General features: G+C 72.9%; 25 protein-coding genes and 2 pseudogenes. 5 read left to right on the top strand and 22 right to left on the bottom strand.

Annotated features, from left to right (window positions below; translation table 11 throughout):
* The first annotated feature begins 48 nt into the window (after window positions 1-48).
* Together B1205_RS31895 and B1205_RS20225 are read left to right on the top strand one after the other, a co-directional pair.
* Window positions 49-279, top strand: a complete 231-nt coding sequence (locus B1205_RS31895; protein ID WP_254910056.1) for a hypothetical protein — start codon at window positions 49-51, stop codon at window positions 277-279.
* Window positions 276-1,382 (top strand): sulfite oxidase, encoded by a 1,107-nt coding sequence (locus B1205_RS20225; RefSeq protein WP_089157001.1) that lies wholly within the window; start codon window positions 276-278, stop codon window positions 1,380-1,382. Before B1205_RS31895 ends, B1205_RS20225 begins: the two co-directional genes overlap by 4 nt.
* A 24-nt stretch (window positions 1,383-1,406) precedes the next feature.
* Here B1205_RS20225 and B1205_RS20220 read toward each other — a convergent pair whose 3' ends face one another.
* The 12 genes and pseudogenes from B1205_RS20220 to proS all read right to left on the bottom strand — a co-directional run bounded on the left by B1205_RS20220 (window position 1,407) and on the right by proS (window position 9,702).
* Complete coding sequence (locus B1205_RS20220) at window positions 1,407-1,730, bottom strand: DUF2469 domain-containing protein (RefSeq protein WP_011905215.1); 324 nt, start codon at window positions 1,728-1,730, stop codon at window positions 1,407-1,409.
* On the bottom strand, window positions 1,727-2,587 hold the full coding sequence (locus B1205_RS20215) for a ribonuclease HII (protein ID WP_089157000.1): 861 nt from the start codon (window positions 2,585-2,587) through the stop codon (window positions 1,727-1,729). The genes B1205_RS20220 and B1205_RS20215 overlap by 4 nt, the downstream gene beginning before the upstream one ends.
* The gene (locus B1205_RS20210; protein ID WP_089156999.1) at window positions 2,581-3,048 is read right to left on the bottom strand and encodes an NUDIX hydrolase; all 468 of its coding nucleotides are present in this window, start codon (window positions 3,046-3,048) and stop codon (window positions 2,581-2,583) included. Before B1205_RS20210 ends, B1205_RS20215 begins: the two co-directional genes overlap by 7 nt.
* 46 nt (window positions 3,049-3,094) lie before the next feature.
* Entirely contained in the window at window positions 3,095-3,727 is a 633-nt protein-coding gene (gene lepB, locus B1205_RS20205; protein WP_089156998.1) for a signal peptidase I, read from the bottom strand.
* A gap of 9 nt (window positions 3,728-3,736) precedes the next feature.
* Window positions 3,737-4,605 (bottom strand): annotated as a pseudogene (gene lepB / locus B1205_RS20200) (signal peptidase I).
* 171 nt (window positions 4,606-4,776) lie between these two features.
* A complete protein-coding gene (gene rplS, locus B1205_RS20195) occupies window positions 4,777-5,136 on the bottom strand; it encodes a 50S ribosomal protein L19 (protein ID WP_089156996.1) in 360 nt (119 codons plus the stop codon).
* Between the two features lie 143 nt (window positions 5,137-5,279).
* Window positions 5,280-6,068, bottom strand: coding sequence for a tRNA (guanosine(37)-N1)-methyltransferase TrmD (trmD, locus tag B1205_RS20190; RefSeq protein ID WP_089156995.1), 789 nt, complete (start codon window positions 6,066-6,068; stop codon window positions 5,280-5,282).
* A gap of 13 nt (window positions 6,069-6,081) precedes the next feature.
* Window positions 6,082-6,621, bottom strand: a complete 540-nt coding sequence (rimM, locus tag B1205_RS20185; protein WP_089156994.1) for a ribosome maturation factor RimM — start codon at window positions 6,619-6,621, stop codon at window positions 6,082-6,084.
* Complete coding sequence (locus tag B1205_RS20180) at window positions 6,621-6,881, bottom strand: RNA-binding protein (RefSeq protein ID WP_176308690.1); 261 nt, start codon at window positions 6,879-6,881, stop codon at window positions 6,621-6,623. The genes rimM and B1205_RS20180 overlap by 1 nt, the downstream gene beginning before the upstream one ends.
* Window positions 6,856-7,332 carry a 30S ribosomal protein S16 gene (rpsP, locus tag B1205_RS20175; RefSeq protein ID WP_089156993.1) on the bottom strand — a complete coding sequence of 159 codons (477 nt, stop codon included), beginning with the start codon at window positions 7,330-7,332 and terminating at the stop codon, window positions 6,856-6,858. Before rpsP ends, B1205_RS20180 begins: the two co-directional genes overlap by 26 nt.
* Before the next feature lie 239 nt (window positions 7,333-7,571).
* Entirely contained in the window at window positions 7,572-8,219 is a 648-nt protein-coding gene (locus B1205_RS20170; RefSeq protein WP_089157105.1) for a DUF402 domain-containing protein, read from the bottom strand.
* 76 nt (window positions 8,220-8,295) lie between these two features.
* On the bottom strand, window positions 8,296-9,702 hold the full coding sequence (gene proS / locus B1205_RS20165; RefSeq protein ID WP_089156992.1) for a proline--tRNA ligase: 1,407 nt from the start codon (window positions 9,700-9,702) through the stop codon (window positions 8,296-8,298).
* A gap of 91 nt (window positions 9,703-9,793) precedes the next feature.
* Here proS and B1205_RS20160 point away from each other — a divergent pair, with 91 nt between their 5' ends.
* On the top strand, window positions 9,794-10,369 hold the full coding sequence (locus tag B1205_RS20160; RefSeq protein ID WP_089156991.1) for a TetR family transcriptional regulator: 576 nt from the start codon (window positions 9,794-9,796) through the stop codon (window positions 10,367-10,369).
* 24 nt (window positions 10,370-10,393) lie between these two features.
* On the opposite strand, the gene B1205_RS20155 is transcribed toward B1205_RS20160, so the two are convergent.
* The 8 genes from B1205_RS20155 to ftsY form a co-directional block, all read right to left on the bottom strand.
* Entirely contained in the window at window positions 10,394-11,422 is a 1,029-nt protein-coding gene (locus B1205_RS20155) for an amidohydrolase family protein (protein ID WP_254910081.1), read from the bottom strand.
* Window positions 11,335-12,015: a Uma2 family endonuclease gene (locus tag B1205_RS20150; RefSeq protein WP_254910055.1), complete on the bottom strand. Its 681-nt coding sequence runs from the start codon at window positions 12,013-12,015 to the stop codon at window positions 11,335-11,337. Before B1205_RS20150 ends, B1205_RS20155 begins: the two co-directional genes overlap by 88 nt.
* Before the next feature lie 68 nt (window positions 12,016-12,083).
* Window positions 12,084-13,637, bottom strand: coding sequence for a signal recognition particle protein (gene ffh / locus B1205_RS20145; RefSeq protein WP_089156989.1), 1,554 nt, complete (start codon window positions 13,635-13,637; stop codon window positions 12,084-12,086).
* 153 nt (window positions 13,638-13,790) lie between these two features.
* Entirely contained in the window at window positions 13,791-16,154 is a 2,364-nt protein-coding gene (locus B1205_RS20140; RefSeq protein ID WP_089156988.1) for a [protein-PII] uridylyltransferase, read from the bottom strand.
* Window positions 16,155-16,171: 17 nt separating this feature from the next.
* On the bottom strand, window positions 16,172-16,510 hold the full coding sequence (locus tag B1205_RS20135) for a P-II family nitrogen regulator (protein WP_174537509.1): 339 nt from the start codon (window positions 16,508-16,510) through the stop codon (window positions 16,172-16,174).
* Window positions 16,511-16,535: 25 nt separating this feature from the next.
* Window positions 16,536-17,894 carry an ammonium transporter gene (locus B1205_RS20130; protein WP_089156987.1) on the bottom strand — a complete coding sequence of 453 codons (1,359 nt, stop codon included), beginning with the start codon at window positions 17,892-17,894 and terminating at the stop codon, window positions 16,536-16,538.
* A gap of 167 nt (window positions 17,895-18,061) precedes the next feature.
* Window positions 18,062-18,925: an aminoglycoside phosphotransferase family protein gene (locus B1205_RS20125; RefSeq protein WP_176308689.1), complete on the bottom strand. Its 864-nt coding sequence runs from the start codon at window positions 18,923-18,925 to the stop codon at window positions 18,062-18,064.
* A gap of 8 nt (window positions 18,926-18,933) precedes the next feature.
* Window positions 18,934-20,100 carry a signal recognition particle-docking protein FtsY gene (gene ftsY / locus B1205_RS20120; protein WP_089156985.1) on the bottom strand — a complete coding sequence of 389 codons (1,167 nt, stop codon included), beginning with the start codon at window positions 20,098-20,100 and terminating at the stop codon, window positions 18,934-18,936.
* A 147-nt stretch (window positions 20,101-20,247) separates the two neighbouring features.
* Here ftsY and B1205_RS20115 point away from each other — a divergent pair, with 147 nt between their 5' ends.
* Both B1205_RS20115 and B1205_RS20110 read left to right on the top strand, forming a co-directional pair.
* Window positions 20,248-21,960, top strand: coding sequence for an alkaline phosphatase D family protein (locus tag B1205_RS20115; protein ID WP_089156984.1), 1,713 nt, complete (start codon window positions 20,248-20,250; stop codon window positions 21,958-21,960).
* Window positions 21,914-22,348: a MarR family winged helix-turn-helix transcriptional regulator gene (locus B1205_RS20110; RefSeq protein ID WP_441338519.1), complete on the top strand. Its 435-nt coding sequence runs from the start codon at window positions 21,914-21,916 to the stop codon at window positions 22,346-22,348. The genes B1205_RS20115 and B1205_RS20110 overlap by 47 nt, the downstream gene beginning before the upstream one ends.
* Before the next feature lie 69 nt (window positions 22,349-22,417).
* On the opposite strand, the gene B1205_RS20105 is transcribed toward B1205_RS20110, so the two are convergent.
* Window positions 22,418-23,035, bottom strand: coding sequence for an HAD family hydrolase (locus B1205_RS20105; RefSeq protein ID WP_089156982.1), 618 nt, complete (start codon window positions 23,033-23,035; stop codon window positions 22,418-22,420).
* Window positions 23,032-26,630, bottom strand: a pseudogene (smc, locus tag B1205_RS20100) (chromosome segregation protein SMC). The gene B1205_RS20105 and the pseudogene smc overlap by 4 nt, the downstream one beginning before the upstream one ends.
* Between the last annotated feature and the right edge of the window lie 193 nt (window positions 26,631-26,823).

The raw sequence follows: 26,823 nt of genomic DNA, 5'->3' as shown, positions 1-26,823 counted from the left end.
CCGGACTCGGCGCGGATCTGCTATGGCCCGGCCGCCTATGCTGGCCGCGTGACGACGGACCGGTACGCCTGGCACCGCGACTACGATCAGCCCGACTCCGCGTCGTCCCGGCGGCTCACTCAGGTGCGCCCACGGGTCGCCGAGGAGGGCTTCGTGCCGGTCGCGGTGACCGGTCCGGCCGAGGGCGTCGGCGTGGGCGCGCACCGCTTCACCGGCCGACCCCGGCCGCTGGCGACGGGTGCCAGGATCTTTCAGTTCGACCGGACGGAGCAGCGATGACCACCATGGACGACGTCAGCGGACCGTCCCGGGTGGCCGGGCCGGACGAGGCGATCAGCGCCGAGGAACTCCAGCTCGCCGCGCGTAACCACGGCATTCCGCTGGAGGCGTTGCGCTACGACGTGACCCCGGCGGGCCTGCACTACCTGCTCATCCACTACGACATCCCGGACACCGACCCGCTCGGGCACGCGCTGACCGTGTCCGGCGCGGTGGAGCGGCCCCTACGCCTGGACCTGGCGGCGCTGCGGGCCCGGCCCCGGGTCACTTCGCAGGTCACGCTGGAGTGCGCCGGCAACGGCCGGGCGCTGCTGCATCCCCGTCCGGTCAGTCAGCCCTGGCTGGTGGAGGCGGTGGGCAACGCCGAGTGGACGGGCACCCCGCTGGCGCCGCTGCTACGCGAGGCCGGCCTGTCCGCCGACGCGGTGGACGTGGTCTTCACCGGCGCGGACCACGGGGTGGAGCGCGGCGTCGAGCAGGACTACCAGCGGGCGCTGCCGGTGGCCGACGCGCTGCGCGAGGAGGTGCTGCTGGCGTACGAGATGAACGGCGCTCCACTGCTGCCGCAGCACGGCGCTCCACTGCGGCTGATCGTGCCCGGCTGGTACGGCATGGCGCACGTCAAGTGGCTGCGCGACATCCGGGTGACGACCGAGCCGTTCGACGGCTACCAGAACGCGGTGGCCTATCGGCTGCGCCGGGACGCCGTCGACCCGGGCGTGCCGGTGACCCGGATCGAACCTCGCGCGCTGGTGCGACCGCCCGGGTTCCCGGACTTCATGTCCCGGCGGCGGGTGCTGCGGCCCGGTCCGTGCACGGTGGACGGTCGCGCCTGGTCGGGACACGCGCCGGTGACGGCGGTCGAGGTGACGTTCGACGGCGGGGAGACGTGGGTGCCGGCGAGCCTGGACGCGCCGAGCGGGGGCGAGTGGGCGTGGCGCCGGTGGTCGGTGGGCTGGACCGCGACGCCGGGGAGGCATGTGCTGGGTGCCCGGGCGACGGACGCGTCGGGGCGGACCCAGCCGGTCGAGCAGCCGTGGAACCGGGGCGGGTTCGCGAACAACCTGGTGCAGCGGGTCGAGGTGGTCGTGCCGGCGGAGTGAACCGAGGCGGCGAGCCGCCCGATCTCAGCTCCCGAAGCCGGAATCTGCGGGAAGCGAGATGTCGGGCTTTTCGAGCTCTTCGACATTGACGTCCTTGAACGTCATCACCCGGACGTTCTTGACGAAACGGGCAGGACGGTACATGTCCCATACCCAGGCGTCGTGCATCTCGACCTCGAAGTAGACCTCACCATCCGAGTTGCGGACGTGCAGATCCACCTGGTTGGCCAGGTAGAACCGGCGCTCGGTCTCCACCACGTAGGAGAACTGGCGGACGATGTCGCGATACTCCCGGTAGAGCTGCAGCTCCATCTCTGTCTCGTACTTTTCGAGATCTTCCGCGCTCATCGCACTCCGCCTTCCATGACCACATCTTCCCCCACCGACGCCGGAGGTCGCGGCTGCTCGCCCAACGCCACGCCGACGGTACCCCCTGCCGGGCCGGAGCGCTCCATCGGCTCGTCCGGACGCTCGGCGAACGCGTCGACCGGGAGGCCGGGCAGCGCCACGCCGGGTTCTTCCACGGCCGGCCGGCGGGCGCGGGGCGGCCGCCCGTCCCGCCCGGAGACCGCGGCCACGTTCACGTACGAGAAACGGTGTTCCCGGCAGGGCCCCAGCTCGCGCAGCGCCGCGCTGTGCTCGGCGGTGACGTAGCCCTTGTGCTCGGCGAACCCGTAGCCGGGGAAACGCCCGTCCAGCTCCACCATGAGCCGGTCCCGGGTGACCTTGGCGAGCACGCTCGCGGCCGCCACGCAGGCCGCCACCCGGTCCCCCTTCCAGACCGCCAGCCCCGGCACATCCAGCCCGTCGACGCCGAAGCCGTCGGTGAGCACGTATTCCGGTCGGGTGGAGAGCGAGGCGAGCGCCCGACGCATCGCGGCTAGATTGCACACGTGCAGCCCGCGCGCGTCGACCTCCTCGGCGGGGACGACCACCACCGCGTACGCCAGCGCCCGGGCCACCACCTGGTCGTGGACCCGCTCGCGCGCCGCCGGGGTGAGCAGCTTGGAGTCGGCCAACTCGTCGATCTCGCCGCGCCGGCCCTCGGGCAGCACCGCGGCGGCGGCCACCAGCGGCCCGGCGCACGCCCCCCGCCCGGCCTCGTCGGCGCCCGCGACGTGCCGGAAGCCCCGGCGTTGCAGGGCCCGCTCCAGCGCGTAGAGACCGCCGTCGCGGCGCACCACCGTGCGCGGCGGGGTCAGCACGTGCCGCTCCCGGTCAGCGCCCGGCCGAGCCGGCCGGGCAGGTCCGGCGGGTAGTAGCGCTCGGCGGTGGTCGTCAGCTCGTCGACGGCCCACCAGCGGTGCCCGTGCACGGTGGCCCGCTCGATCTCGTCGAAGCCGGCGGTGTCGACCGCCCAGTCGGGCACCCGGACGAGGAAGAACTCCTGTTCCTGGCGGTACCAGACACCGTCGAACGGGAACTCGACCGTCTCGGACCAGACCGGCGCCCCCAGCTCGACCGGGGCCAGCCGCAGACCCGTCTCCTCGGCCAGCTCGCGCGCCGCGCCCTCGGCCGGGGTCTCCCCCGGGTCGAGCCCGCCGCCGGGGGTGAACCAGTAGCGGTGACCCGGCCGGGCCGGATCACTGCCCTCGAAGAGCAGCACCCGGTCGGACGCGTTCACCAGCAGCACCCGGGCCGCGCGACGAGGGGTGTAGACGGTCACCGCACCAGCCTGCCAGACGCCTCCGACGGACGACCACACCCCCGGCTCAGGGGTTGGGAATCCCGTCGAACTGCTTCGGGACGGTGAGCCAGGTGGCACGGCCGACCGGCCAGAAGATGGTGAAGGCCCGGCCGACGACCTCGCCCTCCGGGATGGTGGCCTCGGTGATGTCCTCACCGGACTGCTGCCAGTGCTCCAGCGAGTCGCCGGAGGCCTCCCGGTGGTCGCCCATCACCCACAGCCGCCCGTCCGGCACGGTGATGTCGAAGTCCTGGTCGGCCGGCTTGTTGCCCGGGTAGACGAACGGCTCGTCGATCGGCTTGCCGTTGATGATCAAGCGTTCCTGCCCGCCGGTGCGATCGCAGCAGACCACGTGGTCGCCGCCGACCCCGATCACCCGCTTGATGAAGTCCTCGCCGTCGGGGTTGCCGCTCCACTCGGTGGGCGCCTTGAAGACGATCACCTCGCCACGGTGCGGCGAACGGAAGTCGTACACCAGCTTGTTGACCAGCACCCGATCGTCGATCTTGAGGGTGTTCTCCATGGACGGCGACGGGATGAAGAAGGTCTGCAGCACGAAGGCGCGAACCAGCACTGCGACCAGGATCGCCACGCCCAGGAGGATGGGCAGCTCCTTCCAGAAGGAGCTGCGCGGCTTTTCGGTCTGCTCGTCGATCACGGGAGGAGCCTACGTCGCCCGGTGCGGCGCGGTCGCCCCGAACCCGCGAGAACGGTCAGTGCGGCCGCGACCGGCGGGAGCAGGACCACGCCGCCGGCCGGGTCGGGATCGACCGGGGCCGGGCGGGACGCCGCGGCGTCCGCGCGGGGCAGGTCCGCAAACGTCCGCGGTACGGGGAGCGTGGTCCACCGCTGCGACGGCCAGACGATCATGAAGGCGCGGCCGACGACGTTGTCGATCGGCACCGGCCCCTGGCAGCGGGCGTCCTGGGACACCAGCCGATGGTCGCCCATCACGAAGATCTGCCCGGGTGGCACCACGACCTCGGTGAACTGCCGGGAGCGGCACTCCTTCGGATTGGGTGGCAGGTCGACCGGGGAGTCCTCGGAGACGTACGCCGCCTCGTCCAGCGGCACCCCGTTGACCACCACCCGGCCGTCGTCGCAGCACCAGACCTTGTCGCCGGGCACACCGATGACGCGCTTGATGAAGTCCTTCTCGCCGGGGCGGCTGACGCCGATCAGGTCACCGAGGGTGCGGCCGACCTTGCCGGCGAAGTTGGTCGGCGGCGCGGGCGCCTCCTGGGCGACCCAGCGGTCGGTGCCCCGGAACACCACCACCTCGCCGCGCACCGGGTCGCGGACGTCGTAGACGACCTTGTTGACCAGCACCCGGTCGCCGATGAGCAGCGTGTCCTCCATCGACCCGGAGGGGATGAAGAAAGCCTGGAGCAGGAACGTGCGGATCAGCACCGCCAGGCAGAACGCGACCACGAGCAAGAGGGGCAGCTCCTGCCAGAGCGGCATCTGCCGGCGGGAACGCCGAGCTCGCCGCCGCCAGGGATCGGCGGTGCCGTCCTCGTCAAGCATCTGCACCATGCCACTCTCCGGTCCGCCGCGAAAACGACACTACCGCCCGGGAGTCTCGTCGGAGACCCCACGGGCGGTAGCGGACCGCTTCGCGCCGGCCGGCTGCGCCCGTACCGACCAGGGTAATGCGATCTGGTCGATACGACATCCGCGCAGCTCGGGCGGCGTGGCGAAGGAAGGTCAGTTCGCCGGCTGCTTCTCCCGCAGCTCCTTGATCTTGGCCTTCTTGCCGCGCAGCTCGCGCAGGTAGTAGAGCTTGGCACGCCGCACGTCACCGCGGGTCACGACCTCGATCCGGTCGATCGCCGGGCTGTTCAGCGGGTACGTCCGCTCCACGCCGACCCCGAAGCTGATCTTGCGGACCGAGAAGGTCTCGCGCAGGCCGTCACCCTGGCGGCGGATGACGACGCCCTGGAAGATCTGGACCCGGGACCGGTTGCCCTCGACCACCCGCGCGTGCACCTTGACGGTGTCACCGGCGCGGAAGGCGGGCAGGTCGGTGCGCTTCGACTGGGCGTCAAGGGCGTCCAGGATGTTCATCGCTGCGTCCTCGTGAGGCTCACGGCGCATCGTCAGTCGATGCGCGAACGGGTGATTCTGACCCTCGGGTGGCGGCCGGCGGCACCGGCTCCGATCGGGGGTCCTCGCAGCCGCCCACGGCGTGAACGGATGCGGCAACCCCTCTACTTTGCCACATGCCCCGGCGGCGACTGAAATCCACCCCGGTCCAGCGCCGCCCGGTCCCGCCGGTCCAGGCTCTCCGGAGGCAGCGCCCCGAGCATGTCGGGGCGGCGGGCCGCGGTCCGCAGCAGCGACTCGTCACGCCGCCAACGGGCGATCCGGGCGTGGTCGCCGGAGCGGAGCACCTCCGGCACGTCGAGCCCGCGCCAGCTCGCCGGCTTGGTGTAGAGCGGGGCCTCCAGCAGACCGTGCGCGTGCGACTCCTCGTCCAGCGAGCCGGCGTTGCCGAGCACACCGGGCAGCAGCCGGGTGACCGCCTCCAGGATGACCAGCACGGCCACCTCGCCGCCGAAGAGCACGTAGTCGCCGAGAGAGACCTCGGTCACCGGCATCCGGCTCGCCGCGTGGTCGAGCACCCGCTGGTCGATGCCCTCGTACCGGCCGCAGGCGAAGAGCAGGTGCGACTCGGCCGCCAGCTCGTGCGCCAGGGCCTGGGTGAACGGGACGCCCGCGGGCGACGGGACGAGCAGCCGGGGCAGGGTGAGCCCGTCCGGGGTCAGCTCGTCGGGGGCCAGGGCGTCCAACGCCTCACCCCACGGCTCCGGCCGCATGACCATGCCCGGACCGCCGCCGTAGGGCGTGTCGTCGACCGTGCGGTGCACGTCGTGGGTCCAGGTCCGCAGATCGTGTACGGCGAGCCGGAGCGCGCCGTTGGCGCGGGCCTTGCCGATCAGGGACAGGTCGAGCGGGGCGAAGTACTCGGGGAAGATCGACACGATGTCGACGCGCATGCGGTGGCTCCGGTCAGAGGTCGAGCAGACCGCTGGGCAGGTCGACGACGACGCGACCGCCGGCGAGGTCCACCTCGGGCACGATCGCCTTGACGAACGGGACGAGCGCGTTCCGCCCGTCAGGACGACGCAGCACCAGCAGGTCAGAGGCGGGGGCGTGGTCGATCCGGGTCACCTCGCCGAGCCGCTCGCCCTCCCGGGTGACCACGGCGAGCCCGACCAACTGGTGGTCGTGGAACTCCTCCGGGTCCTCCGGCGGAGCGACCTCGGCGCTGTCCACGCCGAGGAGCGTGTTGCGCAGCGCCTCGGCGACGTCGCGGTCCGGCACGCCGGAGAACACGACCAGCAGCCGCCCCTGGTGCCAGCGGGCCGACTCGACGGTCAGCTCCGGCGGCACCCGCCAGGCCCCGGGCTCGGCCGGAACCACCCCCGGCTCGGTAACGAGTACCGAACCGGGGGCGAACCGTGCTTCGGGCTCATCGGTCCGCACCTCCACGGTGACCTCACCGCGGATGCCGTGCGGCTTGCCGATCCGGCCGACGACGAGAAGCATCAGTACGAGTCGACGATGTCGACGCGTACCCCACGCCCACCGATGGAGCCGATCACCTGGCGCAGTGCCTTGGCGGTCCGGCCGGACCGCCCGATCACCGTGCCGAGATCCTCCGGGTGCACACGGACCTCGAGCCGCTTGCCCCGACGGGAATCGACCATCCGCACCCGGACGTCGTCCGGGTGGTCGACGATCCCCTTGACCAGGTGCTCCAGGGCGGGACGCAGCGGCATGTCAGGCCTGCTCACCGGACTCGGCACCGGTCTGCTCCTCGGCCTTCGGCTCCTCCGCCTTGGGGGCCTCGGTCTCCGCCTTGGCGGCCTCCGGCTTGGCAGCCTTCTTGGCCGGCTTGGCCGGGGTGTCCGCCACGCCGGCGGCGGCCTTCGCCTCGGCCTCGTACGCCGCCTTGCGGTCGGCCCGCTCGGGGGCGACCTTCAGCGGCGGCGGGGCGGGCAGGCCCTTGTACTTCTGCCAGTCACCGGTCAGCTCCAGCAGGCGCTGCACGGCCTCGCTCGGCTGCGCGCCGACGGAGAGCCAGTACTGGACCCGCTCCGACTTGACCTCGATCACCGAAGGGTCCTCCTTCGGCTGGTACACACCGACGAACTCGATCGCGCGACCGTCACGCTTGGTGCGCGAGTCGGCGATGACGATGCGGTACTGCGGGTTGCGGATCTTACCCATCCGCAGGAGCCGGATCTTTACGGCCACAGTTGTTTCGCTCCTGTTGCGATCTCACCGGCCCGTTCGGGCGGTGTGGCGGGTGAGCGCCGACCGGCACAGTGGGGTTTGGGCCGGAGACTGCTCGGTGAACTGGCGACGCGCCCGGGTTAGAGGGCGCCGAACGCGTGCCGGATACCAGCGGACCATTCTGCCAGATCCAGCCCGGAACGCTCGCACCGGACCCGGACCACGGGCCGGATCGGGCGCAACCGTGACGCACGACACACTCAGCGCGCCGGTGGGCGGTCCCAACCGGGCGGAAGTTCGTCCGGTGCGTCCCAGTCGGCGGGCGGGGTGAAGTCGCACCACGTCCCGTCGAACGGGAACTCGCCCGCCTCGGCGATCCGGATCACCCGCTCCCCCTCGGCGCGTACCGCCTTCTCGTCCGTCACCCAGTAGTGCGTCGGGAAGGCGAGCCGCTCGACGAACTCGTCCTCGTCCTTCCACTCCCAGGTCAGGTCGGGGTGGACCACCACGTCGAGGTCCTGGTCCACCATGTCGACCCCGGCGGCCGCGCCGTCGTCCCAGCGGACACCGTGCTCCTCCAGGTTCACGTACCAGTTCTGGAACCGGCCCTGCTCGTCGGAGAACCACCACACCGAGTGGGCCGCGCCGGTCGGCAGGAACTTCAGCACCGGCGGACCGTTCCAGGTGCCCTGCGCCAGCGCGTAACCGGAGATGATCCACTCGGCGAACGGCACCGCGCGCATGCCCAGCCCGGCGGCGGTCACCTCGTGCGCCACCGGTGCGTTCCGGGCCACCCAGAGCAGCAACCCCCGCTCGTCGTCGGAGACCACGCGGGCGGCCCGTACCCACCCGATGCGCCCGTGCCGCACGTTGCGGTGCAGGATCAGCCGGCCGGGCTCGAACCGCACGCTCACCATCCCTCACTTGTTAAAAGGGGGCCCCGCCTCTACCGAATGCGTTAACCGGGGGCCCTTCCTTACACCCTCAGTAGGCGCGGGCGAGGATGGCGACGAGGTCCGGCTCGGATTCCGAGTCGGGCACCGAGCCGTCCGCGCGCAGCAGGCAGCGCACCGTCACGCCCTGGCCGTTCGCCTCGGCCTCACCCTCGACGCCGACCGCCGACCACGGCACCCGTGCCCAGCCGGTGGCGGACGCCTCGATCGCCTCGGCCAGCGTCGACACCTCGACGGTGCGGGACCGGCGGAACTCCAGTGCCTGATCGTGCAGCGCCCGCTGGTCGGCGTCGAGCGCGGCCAGCACCGCGTCGACCACGTCGGCCACCGGCGTGGGGGCCTTCGAGCCGTCCGTACGCCGGACCACCACCGCATTGCCGGCGGCCAGGTCGCGCGGGCCGACCTCGACGCGCACCGGGTAGCCGCGCAGCTCGGCGTCGACGGCGCGGCGGCCGAACGCGGTGTCGGTCCGGTCGTCCAGCGCGACCCGGACCCCGGCGTCGCGCAGCGCGTCGCGGAGCTTGGCCGCGGCCTCGCTCACGCCCTCGCCGTCCTTGACGATCATCACGTACGCCTGGACCGGCGCCACCTTCGGCGGCACCCGCAGGCCGTTGTCGTCGCCGTGCGCCATGATCAGGCCGCCGAGCATCCGGGTCGAGGTGCCCCAGGAGGTGGTCCAGGCGTGTTCCCGGCCGCCCTCCTTCGAGGAGTAGCTGATGTCGAACGCCTTGGCGAAGTTCTGGCCCAGCTCGTGGCTGGTGCCGAGCTGGAGCGCCTTGCCGTCGCCCATCATGCCCTCGCAGGTGTATGTGGCGGTGGCGCCGGCGAAGCGCTCCCGGGCGGTCTTCAGGCCGACCACCACCGGGATGCCGAGCACGCTGACCATCAGGTCCTCGTACGCCTCGTGCAGGATCTTCCGGGCGTAGGCGCGGGCGTCCTCGCGGGTGGCGTGCGCGGTGTGCCCCTCCTGCCAGAGGAACTCGCTGGTGCGCAGGAAGATCCGCGGGCGCAGCTCCCAGCGGACCACGTTGGCCCACTGGTTGAGCAGCAGCGGCAGGTCGCGGTAGGAGTCGACCCACTTGGCCATGAACTCGCCGATGACCGTCTCGCTGGTGGGGCGGACCACCACCGGCTCGGCGAGCTGCTTGCCGCCACCGTGGGTGACCACCGCCAGCTCCGGCGAGAAGCCCTCGACGTGCTCGGCCTCGCGCTTGAGGTAGCTCTCCGGGATGAACAGCGGGAAGTACGCGTTCTCCGCGCCGGCCGCCTTGATCCGGGCGTCCATCTCGGCCTGCATCCGCTCCCAGATGGCGTAGCCCGCCGGTCGGATGACCATGGTGCCCCGCACCGGGCCGTTGTCGGCCAGCTTCGCCTTGGCGATCAGGTCCTGGTACCAGCGGGGAAAGTCCTCCGCACGGGGAGTGAGCACGCGTGCCATGACCGCACATCCTATGCGCCGCGCGGGTGGCCACCGCGCCGGGGAGCCGGCACCGCCGTGTCGCCCCGGCAAGCCGTAGACTTCGGCGTCGATGGGTGAGGCACGGAACGGGATCGTCGACGCGGCCCGGGCGCTGACGGTGGCCCTCGGCTGGGACGGCGTCCGGATGGCCGCGGTGGCCGAGGCCGCCGGGGTGAGCCGGCAGACGGTCTACAACGAGTTCGGCACCAAGGCGGGCCTGGCCGAGGCGCTCGCCCGACGCGAGGTGGACCGGTTCGTCGGCGAGGTCCGGGCCGCACTGGAGGAGCACGGCGCCGACGTGCGCGCCGCCGCGTTCGCGGCGATCCGCCGCACGCTCGCCGCAGCCGCCGACAATCCGCTGATCAAGGCGATCCTGACCAGCGCGCGGGGCGGCTCGGACGAGCTGCTGCCCTACCTGACCACGCGCTCCGAGCTGGTGCTGACCGAGTCGACCGCGGCGTTGCTGGAGTGGGCGGGCTGCCACCTGCCCGACGCCGACCCGGCGGCCCTGGCCTTCGCGGCGGACAGCACCGTCCGCCTGGTGGTGAGCCACATCGTGCTGCCCCGGGCCCCGGTGGACGAGACCGCGGGCAAGCTGGCCGACCTGGCGCTGCAACTGTTCCTCGCCGCGGCCGCGCCACGCTGAGCGACGCCACAGCGGGCCACCGCGTCAGCGGATCACCCGGCCACGGAGCACGATGCGGCTGGGCGCGGTGACCACGCGCAGGTCGCGGCGCGGGTCCTCCGGATAGACCACCAGGTCGGCGAGGCCGCCCTCGACCAGGCCGGGGAAACCGAGCCACTCCCGGGCCCGCCAGGAGGCGGCGGCGAGCACGTCCGGCGCGGCCATCCCGGCCTGCTCGTGCAGCAGCAGCATCTCCTCGGCCGCGAGCCCGTGGTCGATTCCGCCGCCCGCGTCGGTGCCGACGTAGATCGGCACGCCCGCCTCGTGTGCGGCGCGGACCACCTCGGGGAAGCGGTCGCGCAGGGCGAGCATGTGGTCGGCGTACCCGGGGAACTTCGGCCGGGCCTGTTCCGCGATGTGGCCGAACGTCCGAATGTTGATCATGGTGGGGACCAGCGCGGTGCCCCGCTGGGCCATCAGGTCGATCAGGTCGAGGCTCAGGCCGGTGCCGTGCTCCACCGAGTCCACCCCGGCGCGCACCATGATCTCCACCGCCGACTCGGAGAAGGTGTGCACCGCGGCGCGTACCCCGGCGGCGTGCGCGGCGGCGACCGCCGCGGTCATGGTGTCGGCGTCCCAGGCCGGCGCGAGGTCGCCCACCCCCCGGTCGATCCAGTCGCCGACCAGCTTGACCCAGCCGTTGCCGGCGGCGGCCTGCGCGGCCACGGTGGCCGCCACCTCCGCCGCGTCGACCTCCACGCCGATGTCGCGCAGGTAGCGCTTGGGCGGCGCGACGTGCCGGCCCGCGCGGGCCAGTCGCGGCAGTCCCGGCTCGTCCTCCAACTCGGGGTACGGGTACGGCGAGCCGGCGTCGCGGATGGCGAGCACCCCGGCGTCCCGGTCGATCCGGGCCAGCTCCCGGGCCTGGTCGAGCGAGGTGACCGGGGCGCCGCCGCGGGCGATGCCGATGTGGCAGTGCGCGTCGGTCAGGCCGGGCAGGACGAATCCGCCGTCGGCCACCGTCTCGGCGCCCGGCACCGGGTCGAAGGTGACCCGGTCATCGACCAGCCACACGTCCCGGACCTCGTCGTCGGGGAGGAACACACCGCGCACATGCAGAGCCATGCGCACAGTCCTACCCGATCAGTCCTCCGTGCGCGCGAGAACCTCCTGCCGGCGCCGCGTCCACGCCGGCAGGTCGANTCGTAGCCACCTTTCGGACTGAGCAGCAGTTCGGTGAAGGTGATCTTCTCGCGCAGCGGGTCGACGACCCAGTAGGCACCGACTCCGGCGTTCGCGTAGAGCCGAACCTTGTCGTGGTGGTCACGGATGGTGGAGTCGGGAGAGATCACTTCGACCGCGAGTTGGGCGTCCTGCACGGGCACGGGCGAACGATTGGCCCTTTCAACGCGGATGACCACCACATCCGGTCGCGGTTCGTTACGCCGGTCGATCGAGAGAAACTGGTCCATGCTGACGAAGAACTCGTCCGGGCAGTGGAGTTCGAGGGCGAACATCACCCGAGCACAGATGAACTGGTGCAACGGCGTGGGGGGCGGCACGATCAACCTTCCGTTGATCAGTTCGTACGGAAGGTCCTTCGGCAGATCGCCGAGGTCGTCGACCGTCCACTCGTGCCGTTCCGGCAGGATGGGCGCTGCGGTCATGACATCTCCTTCCAGGGGCAACAAACACCCTAAGCGCCGATGTCGTCACCCACCGTCACCAACACACGTCAGCGAGGTCCCTTGTCCCCGCCCTTGCCGAGCTTGTTGAAGTCGATCTTCGGCAGCTTGAACCCGGGCGGCAGGCCCTGGCCGCCGGCCAGGTCGCCCGGGTCGAGGCCCGGCGGGAGCTGCGGCATGCCGCCGGGGAAGCCGCCCGCCGCGCCGGCCCCGGTGCGCGGCCGGTTCCCACCCTTGGTGCCCTTGCGCTTGTTCTTCGGCGACTTGGTCGCCTTGCGCCGGTTGCCGCCGGGCAGGCCCATCATGCCGCCCATCTGCTTCATCATCTTCTGCGCGTCGGCGAAGCGGTTGAGCAGTTGGTTGACGTCCATCACCGTGACGCCGGAGCCGGTCGCGATGCGGGCGCGGCGGGAGCCGTTGATGATCTTCGGGTTGGTGCGCTCAGCCGGGGTCATCGACCTGATGATCGCGGTGACCCGGTCGAAGTGCTTGTCGTCCAGCTCGGCGATCTGGTCCTTCATCTGCCCCATGCCGGGCATCATGGCCAGCACGTTGGCGATCGGACCCATCCGCCGGACCGCGATGAGCTGATCGAGGAAGTCCTCCAGGGTGAAGGTCTCCCCGCCCATCAGCTTGGCGGTCATCTTCTCCTTCTGATCGGAGTCGAAGGCCGCCTCGGCCTGCTCGATCAGGGTGAGGACGTCGCCCATGCCGAGGATCCGGCTGGCCATCCGGTCGGGGTGGAAGACGTCGAAGTCCTCCAGCTTCTCGCCGGTGGAGGCGAACAGGATCGGCTGGCCGGTGACCTGGCGGACGGAGAGCGCGGCGCCGCCTCGGGCGTCACCGTCGAGTTTGGAGAGCACCACGCCGGTGATGCCGACGCCGTCGCGGAACGCCTCGGCGGTGCGGACCGCGTCCTGGCCGACCATCGCGTCGATGACGAAGATGACCTCGTCGGGCTGGACCGCGTCACGGATGTCGGCGGCCTGCTGCATCATCTCGGCGTCGATGCCGAGCCGGCCGGCGGTGTCCACGATGACGATGTCGCGGGCGGCCCGGCGCGCGTGCTCGATCGAGTCGCGGGCCACCTGCACCGGGTCGCCGACGCCGTTGCCGGGCGCCGGGGCGTACACCTCGACGCCGGCCCGACCACCGAGCACCTGGAGCTGCCCGACGGCGTTGGGACGCTGGAGGTCGGCGGCGACCAGCAGCGGCTGGTGCCCCTGGCCCTTGAGCCAGCGGGCCAGCTTGCCGGCGAGCGTGGTCTTGCCGGAGCCCTGGAGGCCGGCCAGCATGATCACCGTCGGCGGGTTCTTGGCGAACTGGAGCCGTCGTCCCTCACCGCCGAGGACGGTGATCAGCTCCTCGTTGACGATCTTGACGATCTGCTGGGCCGGGTTGAGCGCCTGGGAGACCTCCGCGCCGCGCGCCCGCTCCTTGACGTTCGCGATGAAGCCCTTGACCACCGGCAGGGCGACGTCGGCCTCCAGCAACGCCATCCGGATCTCGCGCGCGGTGGCGTCGATGTCGGCGTCGGTGAGCCGGCCCTTGCCGCGGAGCTTGGTGAAGATCCCGGACAGGCGGTCACTCAAGGTGTCAAACACGCGAACATCCCGTTTGTCGTCGTCGGCGGGCACAGCGGCCGGGCCGGCTGTCCAGCCCACCGCTAGGGTAGCCCGCCGCCCGTACCCCCGAGCGGACGCGGGTGTTAAGCGGGGGCCCCGCCTATACCGAATGCGTTAACAAGGTCCCCTTCCTTACACCGCGGCGAGGACGGCGGCCTCGATGCGGGCGCGCTGCTCGTCGGGGGGCCAGCCGCCGACCAGGTAGAACACGTCCACCACGTCGCCGCCGAGGGTGGAGATCCGGGCGGCCCGCACCTGGGCACCGGCCTCGTCGAGGGCACAGGTGACCCGGTAGAGCAGACCGGCCGCGTCGGCGGCGCGCAGCTCCAGCAGCACCGCGTCGGTGGCCGCCTCCCGGTGCCAGACGACGCGCGGGGCGGCCCCCTGGCTGCGGGCGGCCAGGGCCCGGCCGCGCAGCCGCTGGATGACCGAGACGTCGCCGGCGACCGCGCGGCGCAGGTCGGCGCTGAGCGCGATCGGGTCGGGGGCCAGCCCGTAGCGCGGCTGCACCCGGCACTCGACCAGGGCCCGGCCGTCCACCGTGGCGGCGTCCGCGGAGATCACCTCCAGCCGGTGCAGGGCCAGGCAGCCGGCCACCGTGGCGAGCAGCCCCCGCCGGTCGGCAGCGGCCACCGACACCCGGTCCTCCCCCAGGTGTACGACCGGCAGCGGCCCGGCGACCAGCGCCGGGTCGGGGGCCGGCGGGGCGGGCACCACGCCGGTGTCCAGCGTGGTGCGGACCCGGGCGACCAGCTCGGCGACCAACCGGCCCTTCCAGCCGGACCAGGCGGCCGGGCCGGTGGCGGCGGCGTCGGCGCGGACCAGCGCGTGCAGCAGCTCCAGCGTGCCGGTGTCGCCGACCCGCTCGGCGACACCGGCGACGGTCTTCGGGTCGGACAGGTCCCGCCGGGTGGCCACGTCGGGCAGCAGCAGGTGCAACCGGACCAGCGCGCCGATCAGCGCCGCCTCGTCCGGGGGCAGCCCGATCCGGGTGGCCACCGCCTCGGCCAGCGGCGCGCCCACGGTCGAGTGGTCTGCGGAGGCGCCGACGTGCTCATGCCTGCCGGCCCGCCCGTCGGCACCTCCGCCGGGCAGTCCCTTGCCGATGTCGTGCAGGAACGCGCCGAGCAGCAGCAGGTCCGGCCGCTCGACGTCGCGGGTGTGCCGGCTCGCCTCGTACGCGGTCTGCACCAGGTGCCGGTCCAGGGTGAACCGGTGCACCGGGTTGTGCTGGGGCAGGCTGCGCAGCCGGGTCCACTCGGGCAGCCAGCCGTCGATCAGCCCGTACCGGTCGCAGGTCTCCCAGGCGGGCACCAGGCCGGCGCCGGCGCCGAGCAGGGTGATCAGCGCGGCGCGGGCGGCCGGCGGCCAAGGCGCGGGCAGCGGCGGGCAGTACGCGGCCAGCCACTCGCAGGTGGCCCGCGCGATGGGCAACCGGGTGGTGGCCGCGGCGGCGGCGACCCGCAGCGACAGGCTCGGGTCGGGGCGGGCCCCGATCGCGGTCCGGGCGAGCACCAGCTCCCCGTCCTGCTCGACCACGTCCCGGGCGACCGGTCGGCGCAGCGGCCGGCCGGGCGCGACGCGGAGCCGGCCGGAGCGGAGCCGGTCGGCGGCCCGCCAGGCGTCGTCGAGGGCGTGGCGGACGGTACGCGCGTCGCCGGCCACCAGCCGCAGCAGCGCGTCCCCGTCGCCGGCCTCCGGCCGCGACCCGGCGTCCGCCGCGCCGAGCTGCGGTTGCCGCAGGCCGAGCCGGGCGGCCACGCCGTCGCGTTCCTGGGCGAGCAGGCGGTCGACCCGGCGACCGACCTGCTGGTGCAGGGCGTCGCGGGTGTCCAGCAGCCGCCGGTGCGCGGCGTGCACGGCGGGGCGGAGCGCGTCGGTGACGCCGGCGGTCGCGATGGCCCGCAGGATGCCGACGTCGCGGAGCCCGCCGGCGGCCTCCTTGAGGTCGCCTTCGAGCAGGAAGGCCAGTTCGCCGTGGGCTTCCCAGCGGGCCGTGGTGATCTCGCGCAGCCCGGGAAGCTGCCGGATCGCGGTGCGCCGCCAGTGGTCGGTGGCGGTGCGGGCGAGCTGGTCGGTCAGGACCGGGTCGCCGGCGACGTGCCGCGCGTCGAGCAGGCCGAGGGCGACCTTGACGTCGTCCTGCGCCACCGACAGCGCCTCGGCGACGGTGCGCACCGAGTGGTCCAGTCGCAGCCCGGCGTCCCAGATCGGATACCAGAGCGCGGCGGCCAGCTCGTCGACGCCGGGCACCCCGGCGTGCAGCAGCACCAGGTCCAGGTCGCCGTAGGGGGCGCACTGGCGGCGGCCCAGCCCGCCCACCGCGACCAGCGCGATGCCGGGCCGGTCCGGGACGATCCGGCGCAGCCAGGCGTCGAGGGCGTCGGCCCGGGCGGCGCGGGCCGCCTCGCCGATGCCCCCCGGTACGCCGACGACCTCGTTGACCACGGGCACGCCGCCCCCGGTGGGGCCGGTCGCCGTGGTCAACGAGGTCATGTCGGCAGGTTCCGCTGTCAGAGGGCGTCGAGCCCGCGCTCGCCGGTACGCACCCGGACGACTTCCTCGACACCGGTCACCCAGACCTTGCCGTCACCGATCTTGCCGGTCCGGGCGGCACCCACGATCGCGTCCACGATCTTGTCGACGTCGATCTCGTCGGTGAGCACCTCGACCCGGATCTTGGGCAGGAACTCGACCGTGTACTCGGCACCCCGGTAGACCTCGGTGTGCCCCTTCTGCCGGCCGTAGCCCTGCACCTCGCTGACGGTCAGCCCGGCCACGCCGAGCGCGTGCAGGGCCTCCTTCACCGCGTCCAACTGGTACGGCTTGATGACCGCGGTCACCAGCTTCATGTCCAACCCCTCCATCCCAGGAACGTTAACCGGCGACCTTCTCGCTGACCGGCGCGGACTCGTCCGCCTCGTCGGCGGACCCCGGGGCCGGCCTGGTGCTGCCGATCCCGGCCATGGCGAACGCGCCACCGGCGCTGCTGCCCGTGGTGGGCGACAGGTCGTAGCCGCTCTCCGCGTGCTCCGCGATGTCGATGCCCTCGACCTCGGCCTCGGCGGAGACCCGGAAGCCGATGGTCTTGTCGATCACGAAGCCGAGGGCGTAGGCCACCACGAAGGAGTAGACCGTCACGATGAACGCGCCCAGCGCCTGCTTGCCGAGCAGGGTGGCGTCGCCGCCGACCAGCAGGCCGTCGGTGCTCACCAGCGAGCTGACCGAGGCGGTGCCGAACAGGCCGATCCACAGGCAGCCGATCCAGCCGCCGACGAAGTGCACGCCGACCACGTCGAGGGAGTCGTCGTAGCCGAGCTTGTACTTCAGGCCGACCGCGACGGCGCAGACCGCACCGGCCACCAGGCCCAGCAGCACCGCCGCGGCGGGGGTGATGAACGCACAGGCCGGGGTGATCGCGACCAGACCGGCGACGGCGCCGGACGACGCGCCCACCAGGGTCGGCTTGCCGTCGCGCACCCACTCCACCACGAGCCAGCCGAGCAGCGCGCCGGCGGTCGCGACCTGGGTGTTGACGAACGCCAGCGCGGTGACCCCGTCGGCGGTCAGCTCGGAGCCGGCGTTGAAGCCGAACCAGCCGAACCAGAGCAGACCGGCGCCGAGGGCGACCATCGGGACGTTGTGCGGCTTCATGCTCTCCCGGGGCCAGCCGACCCGCTTGCCGAGCACCAGCACCAGGGCGAGCGCGGCCGCGCCGGCGTTGATGTGCACCGCGGTGCCACCGGCGAAGTCCAGCGCGCCGATGTCGCCGCCGATCAGGCCGCCGCCCCAGACCATGTGGGCGACCGGGAAGTAGACCAGGGTGGCCCAGCCGAAGGAGAACAGCAGCCAGCCGGCGAACTTGGCCCGGTCGGACAGCGCCCCGCTGATCAGGGCCACGGTGATGACCGCGAACATCATCTGGAAGGCGATGAAGACGTAGAGCGGGATACCGGTCTCGCCCCACAGGTCGCTCTCGCCGACGAACGTCTTGGTGCCCAGGTACTGACCCAGGTCACCCCAGAACTTGCCGCCCTCACCGAAGGCGACGGTGAAGCCGTAGAACAACCACAGGATGCTGATGAGCCCGATGGACGAGAAGCTCATCATCATCATGTTCAGAACGCCCTTGGACCGGTTCAGGCCGCCGTAGAACAGCGCGAGACCGGGGGTCATGAGCAGCACGAGCGCAGTCGAGACAAGCAACCAGGCAGTGTTCCCGGTATCGATCTCCACGCTGCCTCCTCTCGGTGTCGAATTCCTCCCCCCGACTGAGAATCTGGCAGCATCGCCCGTCAGCCGGTTGCGCGGAAGCTTGGTCGGCGGCTGTTTCCACCACCGACACCGCTCGATTTCCGACGCGTGACGGGTTGTTTCCAACATGTGAAGAACGTCGATCTTGCTCAGCGTAACGCGTACTCCAGGTGGTGCCGCTCGTAGTCGAGCAGCCGCAGGTCCCGCATCGGCCGGCGGAGGTGGCCCTTGTGCACGATCCGGACGAACGCCGGCTCACCGGCGGCGGCCATCCGCCGGATGCCCTCGACGTGGTCCACGATGCGCTTGCGGATGGTGCGGATGAGCCGGTGCCGGTCGCGCGGGATCAGCCCGTACGCGTCGGCGAAGAGACGCAGCCGGCGCGGCCGGTCGGGGCGCTTCCAGCCGAGCGTGATCGAGTCCCGGTCGGAGAAGATCGGCACCCAGGTCCACGCCGCGTACGCCACGTCGTAGATGCGTGCGCCGGGCGAGGCGAGGTCGAAGTCGATCAGCCCGAGCGTGCCGTCCGGACGCCAGATCACGTTGTGCGGCGCCGCGTCGTGGTGGCAGATCACCTCGGTGTCCGGCGGCGGCGGGCCGAACGAGCGCCAGACCGCGCCGGGCGGCGGGGTGAAGCCGTACTGGGCGTCGTGGAACATCCGCAGCATGGTGGCCACGGTGACCAGCGCCTCGTCGGTGACCCAGTGCGGGGCCAGCGGGTACTCCCCGCACTCCCCCTCCAGGTACGACAACACCTCCCGGTTGCGCTCGTCCATGCCGAGCGCCCGGGGCGCGCCGGTGAACCCGACGTACTCCAGGTGGCGCAGCAACGCATGCACCGAGGGCGTCCACGGGCCGGCGTTGCGCCGCACCGTGTCGCCCACGCGGACCACGGTGCTCACGTTCCCGCCGTGCAGCGGAATCTCCTGCGAAGTCACGTACGGTCTCCCGAGGCGTGGCGCCGGCTGGTCGGGCTCGCGCCACCCCGCGAAGGCGCGATCATCGGTCGTCACGGGAGAGGCTACGCGTCCCGGCCGAGCGGCTCGGTGCCGAGCAACGCGTCGACGAACTGCGCCGGGTCGAACGGGGCCAGGTCGTCCTTGCCCTCGCCGAGTCCGACCAGCTTGACCGGGATGCCGAGCTTGCGCTGCACGGCGATCACGATGCCGCCCTTCGCCGTGCCGTCGAGCTTGGTCAGCACCACGCCGGTGACGTTGACCGCCTCGGTGAAGACCCGGGCCTGCTCCAGCCCGTTCTGGCCGGTGGTGGCGTCGAGCACCAGCAGCGTCTCGTCGATCGGGCCGTGCTTCTCCACCACCCGCTTGACCTTGCCCAGCTCGTCCATCAGGCCGACCTTGTTCTGCAGCCGGCCGGCGGTGTCGATGAGCACGGTGTCGACGCCGACGTCGATGCCGCGCTTGACGGCGTCGAACGCGACACTGGCCGGGTCGGCGGCCTCCGGGCCGCGGACCGTCTCCGCGCCCACCCGCCCGCCCCAGGTCTCCAACTGGTCGGCGGCGGCGGCGCGGAACGTGTCGGCCGCGCCGAGCAGCACGGTACGGCCGTCCGCGACCAGCACCCGGGCGATCTTGCCGCAGGTGGTGGTCTTGCCGGCGCCGTTGACGCCGACCACCAGCACCACCGCCGGCACGCCCGCCTTCGGCGCGGTCCGCAGCGACCGGTCGAGGCCCGGGTCCAGCGCGTCGACCAGCTCGGCGGCGAGCAGCGTCCGCAGCTCGTCGACGTCGCGGGTGCCGAGCACCCGGGTCCGCTCCCGCAGCCGGTCGACGATCTCGCGGGTGGAGTCGATGCCGACGTCCGCGGTGATCAGGCTGTCCTCGATCTCCTCCCAGGTGTCCTCGTCCAGCCGGTCCCGGCTGAGCAGGCCGAGCAGGCCCTTGCCGAACGCGTTCTGCGAGCGGGACAGCCGGGAGCGCAGCCGGACCAGCCGGCCGGCGGTCGGCTCGGGCACCTCGATCGGCGGTGCCTCGACCTCCACCCCGGTGGTCAGCTCCGCCTCCGGGGCCTCCACCGGCGGGCCGGCCAGGTCCTCCTCGACGCGGGTGTCGACCTCCGTCTCGGGCAGCGGCGGCTCCGGGCGCCGCCGCAGCCGGGGCACCACGAGGCTCAGGCCGCCGATGATCAGCACGCCGAGCAGGGCGAGAGCGACGAGGAGGTGTTCCTTCATGCCCGAAATCCTGTCAGATGCCGGCGACGGCGTCCCACTCACCGCCTCGGCACGCGAACAACCTGCGGGTACGCTCGCTGCTGGAAGGCGTACCGCAACCGCCGGCCGGGTAGGAAAGAGCGAATCGATCTTGTCGGAGGTAACGTCGTGCCCGGTTCCCGCCTGCTCATCGGCCCGCTGCTGCGCCGGGTCGTCGACACGCGGGCGACGATCTGGGTGGAGACCAGCACGCCCGCCGTGGTCACCGTCCGCACGGCCGACGGTGCCACCGGCAGCGCCGACACCTTCTCCGCGTACGACCACCACTACGCGATCGTGGTGGTGACCGGGCTCGCCCCGGACAGCGCCACCGCCTACGAGGTGCTGATCGACGACGAGGTGGCCTGGCCGCTGCCGCACAGCGACTTCCCGCCCAGCGTGATCCGCACCCGCGCGGCCGACGACGCCGACCAGCCGGTGAACCTGGTCTTCGGCTCCTGCCGGGAGACCACCCAGCACTCCACCGCGCGCAAGCTCCCGCCGGACGCGCTCGACGCGTACGCCCGGCGGGTGATGGCCTCGCCCGAGGACGCCGCGCTGCCCGACCTGCTGGTGCTGCTGGGCGATCAGGTCTACGCGGACGAGACCTCGCCCACCGTGCGCAAGCTGCTCAAGCGTCGCCGGCGGCGGCCGAAGGACGCCCCGGCGACCCAGGTGGTCAGCTTCGACGAGTACACGAAGCTCTACCTGGAGTCCTGGCGTGACCCGGAGATCCGCTGGCTGCTCTCCACCGTGCCGAGCGTGATGATCTTCGATGACCACGAGGTCATCGACGACTGGAACACCTCGGCGTCCTGGCGGGCGGACATGCGCGAGGAGCCCTGGTGGGCCGAGCGGATCCGCAGCGGCCTCGCCTCCTACTGGGTCTACCAGCACCTGGGCAACCTGAGCCCGGACGAGATCGCCGCCGACCCGGTGTACGCGAAGGTGGTCGCCGCCGAGGACGCCACCGGTGTGCTGCACGAGTTCGGCGAACGGGTCGACACCGAGGCCGACCTGGCGCACGACACCGAGCGCTGGCGGGCCGTGCAGTACCAGTGGAGCTACGCGCTGGACCTGGGACGGACCCGCCTGGTCATGCTGGACAACCGCTCCAGCCGGGTGCTCCAGAGCGGCAACCGGGCGATGCTGCCGCCGGGCGAGTGGTCGTGGTTCCTCGACCAGGCGCACGGCGTCTACGACCACCTGGTGGTGGGCACCTCGCTGCCCTGGCTGCTGCCGCCGGGCATCCACCACGTCGAGGCGTGGAACGAGCGCCTCGCCGACTCCGGCCGTCCCTGGGTGGCGCGGCTGGCCGAGCGGATGCGCCGAGCCTGGGACCTGGAGCACTGGGCGGCGTTCACCCGCTCCTTCGAGGCGCTCGGCGAACTGTTCACCCGGTTGGGCAGCGGCGCCGCGCCGCGCACCGGGGCGCGGGTGGGCGCCGGTCCGGCGTACCCGCGACCGGCCTCGATCAGCGTGCTCTCCGGCGACGTGCACCACTCGTACGTGGCGCGGGCCCGGTTCGCCGACCGGAACGTGAAGACCCCGGTGCACCAGCTCACCTGCTCGCCGATCCACAACCAGGTGCCGGCCGCGATGCGGCCGTTGATGACGCTCGGCTGGAACCCGGGCCCGGCCGGGGCGACCCGGGCGCTGGCCCGGTCCGCCGGGGTGCGCCGGCCACCGGTGCGGTGGCGGAAGCTGGCCGGGCCGTACTTCGGCAACGCGGTCGCCACGCTGACCCACCGGGGCCGCTCGGCCGCCGTGGTGATCGAGGGCACCACCAGCCAGGGTGAGCTGCGGCCGGTGGCACGCCAACAGCTCAGCGACGACGAATGAGTACCCTCTGACCGTGGACGAGACGCTGCGGGCCGTGGAGCACGAGTTGACGGCGCTGCTGCGCCGCGGCCGGGCGCTGTCCTGGGAGATCGCCCGCGAGGTCCACCCGAACCTGGAGCCGAACGCCTACGGGCTGCTGCTCTGGCTGCGCCGCTCCGGCCAGATCCGCCTCACCGACCTGGCCGTCAAGCTGGGCATCGGCAAGGGCACGCTGAGCCGGCAGATCGGCGGCCTGGAGGCGCTGGGCCTGGTGCGCCGCGACCCGGACCCGACCGACCGGCGGGCCGCCCAGCTCAGCCTCACCGAAGAGGGCACCCGGCGGTTCGACGCGGCGCGGGCGGCCCGCCTCNTCCCCCGCCTCATGCACCGCTTCAACTCAACCTTCTGAGGTAAGACGCCGACCTGATCCGCGAACGCATCGACGGCGTCACCGGGGCCTGAAACCGGCCGGCCCGGCTCAGTACGCCAGCGCGGCGCGCAGGTACCGCAGGTCGGCCGGCCCGCTCCACCGGTGCGCGGAGAGGCCGGCCACCCGGGCGCCGGCCACCGCGCGGTCCTCGTCGTCGACGAAGAGCACCCGGGCCGGCGGGGTGTCCAGCGCCGCGCAGGCCGCCTGGAAGTATTCCTTGGCCGGCTTGTGCACCCCGATCGCGGAGGAGTTGACCACCACGTCCAGCTCGTCGGTGAGGCCCAGCTCGGCCAGGTCGGCGTCGAGCAGGTCGGTGGCGTTGGTGCCCAACCCGACCCGGACGCCGGCCGCCCGCGCCTCGCGGACGAACGCCAGCACCTCCGGGTCGACCTCGCCCCGGTAGCGCTGCCACGCCTCGACCGCCGCCCGGGCCCGCGCCGGGTCGCCGACCGACGGGGTCAGCGCGTCGGCCACGCTCGCCATCCACGCGGCATGGTTCATCCGGCCGGTCAGCACCGGCTGGAGCAGCCCCCAGGACATGGCGATCTCCCCGAGGACGCCCTCGGTCAGCCCGTACTCCCGCTCGACGCCGGCGGCCACCGCCGGGTCCCAGCGGCGCAGCACGCCGTCGAAGTCCACCAGGAGCGCCGTGGCGCGTTCCCTCACTCGTCTGTCTCCTGCCCGTCGTCCTCGGCCCGGTTGAGCCGCTGGCTGATCACCTGGGTCACGCCGGCACGCATGGTCACGCCGTAGAGCGCGTCGGCGATCTCCATGGTCCGCTTCTGGTGGGTGATCACGATGAGTTGGCTCTTCTCCCGCAACTGTGCCATCAGTGTGATCAGGCGGCCCAGGTTCACGTCGTCGAGCGCCGCCTCCACCTCGTCCATGATGTAGAACGGGCTGGGCCGGGCCCGGAAGATCGCCACCAGCATGGCCACCGCGGTCAGCGACCGCTCGCCGCCGGAGAGCAGCGACAGCCGCTTGATCTTCTTGCCCGGCGGCCGGGCCTCGACCTCGACGCCGGTGGTGAGCAGGTCATCCGGGTCGGTGAGCACGAGCCGCCCCTCGCCGCCGGGGAAGAGCACGGTGAAGACCTGCTCGAACTCCCGCGCGGTGTCGGAGAACGCGCTGGCGAAGACCTCCAGGATCCGCTCGTCCACGTCCTTGACCACGGTGAGCAGGTCGCGTCGGGTGGCCTTCAGGTCCTCCAACTGCTCGGAGAGGAACTTGAAGCGTTCCTCCAACGCGGCGAACTCCTCCAGCGCGAGCGGGTTCACCTTGCCCAGCAGGGCCAGCTCACGCTCCGCCNGGCGGCCCGCTTCTCCTGCGCCGGGCGCTCGTACCGGATCGGCTCGGGCACCGGCCGCCCGTCCTTCTCCGCCAACGCGACGTCCGCGTCGGTGGGCGGGACGAGCTGGGCCGGGCCGTACTCCGCGACCAGCGTCGCCACGTCCAGGCCGAAGTCCTCGGCGGCCTTGGCCTCCAACTGCTCGATGCGCAGGCGCTGCTCGGCGCGGGCCACCTCGTCCCGGTGCACCTGGCTGGTGAGCCGCTCCAGCTCGGCGGCGAGCCGCTTCGCCGCGCCGCGTACCTCGGACAGCTCGGCCTCGCGGGTGGCGCGCTCGCGGGCCACGGCGTCGCGGTGCTCCTCGGCCCGGGCGAGCGAGACGGCGAGCCGGGTCAGCGCCTCCCGGGCGCCGCCGACCACGGCCCGCGCGATCGCCGCGCCGCGGGTGCGGGCGGCGCGGCGGGCGGCCGCGCGCTCCCGGGCCGCGCGTTCGGCGGTGGCCTGCCGGGCCAGCGAGTCGGCCCGGCCGGCGATCGACGCGACCCGCTCCTCGGCGGTACGCACGGCGAGCCGGACCTCCATCTCGTTCTGCCGGGCCTGCGGCACCATGGCGGCGAGCTGGTCCCGTTCCTCGGTGGAGGGCTCGGCGTCGATCGGGGTGACCTCGGCCAGCCGCAGCCGCTCCGCCAGCTCGGCCAACGCCTGAAGGTCGCGTTCCCGGGCCGCCTCGGCACGCGCCCGGGACTCGCCGAGCCGGTCCGTCTCCGCCTTGGCCGAACGGGCCGCCGCGCCCAGCTCGGCGAGACGGCGGGCGGCGGCGTTGCGGTGGCTCTCCGCCTCCCGCCTGGCGGCGGCGGCGTGCTGTACGGCGTCCTTGGCGGCGGCCACCTCGGCGCGCGCCTCGGCCAACCGCTCACGCAGCTCGGCGGCGGTGTGCTCGGCGGTGGCCCGGTTGGCCCGGGCCTCCTCGACCGCGGCCTGCACCTCGATGAAGCTGGGCGCCTTGGCCGACCCGCCGGCCGCCGCGTACGCGCCGACCACGTCGCCGTCCGGGGTGACCGCGCGCAGCTCCGGGTTCGTCGCCACCAGCTCGGCCGCGGCGGCGAGGTCGTCGACCAGCGCCACGTCGCGCAGCGCCCGGTGCACGGCCGGGCGGATCCCGGCGGCGCACTCCACCAGGTCGGGGGCCCAGCGGGCGCCCTCGGGCAGCTTCGGGCGCAGCGCGTCCGCGGAGCCGTCCATGCCGGGACCGGCGGGGCTGCCCACGAGCAGCCCGGCCCGGCCGGCGTCGGAGATCTTGAGCAGTCGCATCGCCTCGACGGCCTCGTCCACGCCGCTGACCGCCACCGCGTCGGCGAGCCCACCCAGCGCGGCGGCGAGCGCCGCCTCGTCGCCGGGCGCGACGGTGAGCAGCCCGGCGAGGCTGCCGAGCAGGCCGGGCACCTGGTCGGCGCGGGCCAGCAGCGCGCCGGCGCCGTCCTTGCGGCGCAGGCCGAGCGCGAGCGCCTCCTCGCGGGCCTTCCAGGTGGCGGCGTCCTTCTCGGCGGCGCGTTCACCGTCGACGAGACTGCGTACCGTGGCCTGGGCCTGTTCCTGCACGGCCACCGCCTCGGCGTGCCGGGCGTCCAGGTCGGCGTTGTCCCGGTCGGCCTCGGTGGACTGCTCGGCCACCGCGTCCAGGTCGGCCTGCGCCTTCTCGGCGCGGCCCAGCGCGTCGGTGTGCGCGGCGGCGAGCCGTTCGATCTCCTCGCCGGCGCTGGTGGTGCGCGCCCGGGCGGAGTTGACCTGGCCGGTCAGCCGGGCCAGCCCCTCGCGCCGGTCCGCGATGGCCTTGGCCGCGACGACCAGTTTCCGCTCGGCGGCGGCGAGCTGCCGTTCCAGCTCCTGCCGGTGCTCGACCGCCTCGGCGAGCCGGATCTGGTCCTCGGTGAGCGCGGCGCGCAGCTCCTCCTCCTGCTCACGGACCCGCCGGGACTCGGCGTCGAGCTGGTCGGGATCGCGGCCCGGGCGCTCGTCGTCGCCGGTGGCGCTGAGGTGGCGCAGCCGCTCCCGGGCGAGCTGCTCGATCGAGCGGAACCGCTCCTGGAGGGCGGAGAGGCGGTACCAGGTGTCCTGGGCGGCGGCGAGCAGCGGTGCGTCCTCGGCCAGCGCCGCCTCCAGCTCACCGAGCCGGCCCTGCACCTGGCCGTGCTCGCCCTCGATCAGCTCGCGCCGCTCCCGCAGCGCGGTCTCGTCGGCGATCTCCCGGTCCAGCGTGGTGCGCAGCGTGTGCAGGTCGTCGGCGAGCAGCCGGAGCCGGGCGTCACGCAGGTTGGCCTGGATGGCGGCGGCGCGTCGGGCCACCTCGGCCTGCCGGCCCAGCGGTTTGAGCTGGCGGCGCAGCTCGGCGGTGAGGTCGGTGAGGCGGTTGAGATTCACCTGCATCGCGTCGAGCTTCCGCAGCGCCTTCTCCTTGCGCTTGCGGTGCTTCAGGACGCCGGCCGCCTCCTCGATGAACGAGCGCCGGTCCTCCGGCTTGGCGTGCAGCATGCCGTCGAGGCGACCCTGCCCGACGATGATGTGCATCTCCCGGCCGATGCCGGAGTCGGAGAGCAGCTCCTGGATGTCGAGCAGGCGGCAGGAGTCGCCGTTGATCTCGTACTCGCTCTCGCCGGAGCGGAACATCCGGCGGGTGATGGAGACCTCGGTGTACTCGATCGGCAGCGCGCCGTCGGTGTTGTCGATGGTGAGGGTGACCTCGGCCCGGCCCAGCGGCGCCCGCCCGGCGGTGCCGGCGAAGATGACGTCCTCCATCTTGCCGCCGCGCAACGCCTTCGCGCCCTGCTCGCCGAGCACCCAGGCGATGGCGTCGACGACGTTGGACTTGCCGGAGCCGTTCGGGCCCACCACACAGGTGATCCCGGGCTCCAGCTTCAACGTCGTGGCGGAGGCGAAGGACTTGAAGCCCTTCACCGTCAGGCTCTTGAGATGCACCTTCTCGATCCTCGTCCGGTGGCCGCCGTACCGTCGCCGGAGACGCGGACCTGGTGAACCCGCAGACTAACCCGCGACCGGGGCGTCGCCGGCACGCGACCCACCCGCGGTCGGCGGTGTCCGATGACCACCACCGCGCCGATGGTGAGGCGAACCGGCAAGATCGCAATTTCCGGACGCAATTCCGCGGCGG

The sequence above is a fragment of the Micromonospora sp. NBS 11-29 genome (assembly GCF_002140155.1).
Classification (GTDB): domain Bacteria; phylum Actinomycetota; class Actinomycetes; order Mycobacteriales; family Micromonosporaceae; genus Micromonospora.
The sequence above is the reverse complement of the archived record's forward strand: the minus strand, read 5'-3'. Positions and strand labels throughout refer to the sequence as shown.

What these genes read in the sequence shown, in the direction of transcription:
- B1205_RS20135 (WP_174537509.1), bottom strand. Translation starts at nt 16,510, where the DNA reads ATGAAGCTGGTGACCGCGGTCATCAAGCCGTACCAGTTGGACGCGGTG.
- trmD (WP_089156995.1), bottom strand. Translation starts at nt 6,068, where the DNA reads ATGCGCGTCGACATCGTGTCGATCTTCCCCGAGTACTTCGCCCCGCTC.
- rimM (WP_089156994.1), bottom strand. Translation starts at nt 6,621, where the DNA reads ATGCTTCTCGTCGTCGGCCGGATCGGCAAGCCGCACGGCATCCGCGGT.
- rplS (WP_089156996.1), bottom strand. Translation starts at nt 5,136, where the DNA reads ATGAACATCCTGGACGCCCTTGACGCCCAGTCGAAGCGCACCGACCTG.
- B1205_RS20160 (WP_089156991.1), top strand. Translation starts at nt 9,794, where the DNA reads ATGGGTGAGGCACGGAACGGGATCGTCGACGCGGCCCGGGCGCTGACG.
- B1205_RS20220 (WP_011905215.1), bottom strand. Translation starts at nt 1,730, where the DNA reads ATGAGCGCGGAAGATCTCGAAAAGTACGAGACAGAGATGGAGCTGCAG.
- ftsY (WP_089156985.1), bottom strand. Translation starts at nt 20,100, where the DNA reads ATGAAGGAACACCTCCTCGTCGCTCTCGCCCTGCTCGGCGTGCTGATC.
- proS (WP_089156992.1), bottom strand. Translation starts at nt 9,702, where the DNA reads ATGGCACGCGTGCTCACTCCCCGTGCGGAGGACTTTCCCCGCTGGTAC.
- B1205_RS20225 (WP_089157001.1), top strand. Translation starts at nt 276, where the DNA reads ATGACCACCATGGACGACGTCAGCGGACCGTCCCGGGTGGCCGGGCCG.
- B1205_RS20140 (WP_089156988.1), bottom strand. Translation starts at nt 16,154, where the DNA reads ATGACCTCGTTGACCACGGCGACCGGCCCCACCGGGGGCGGCGTGCCC.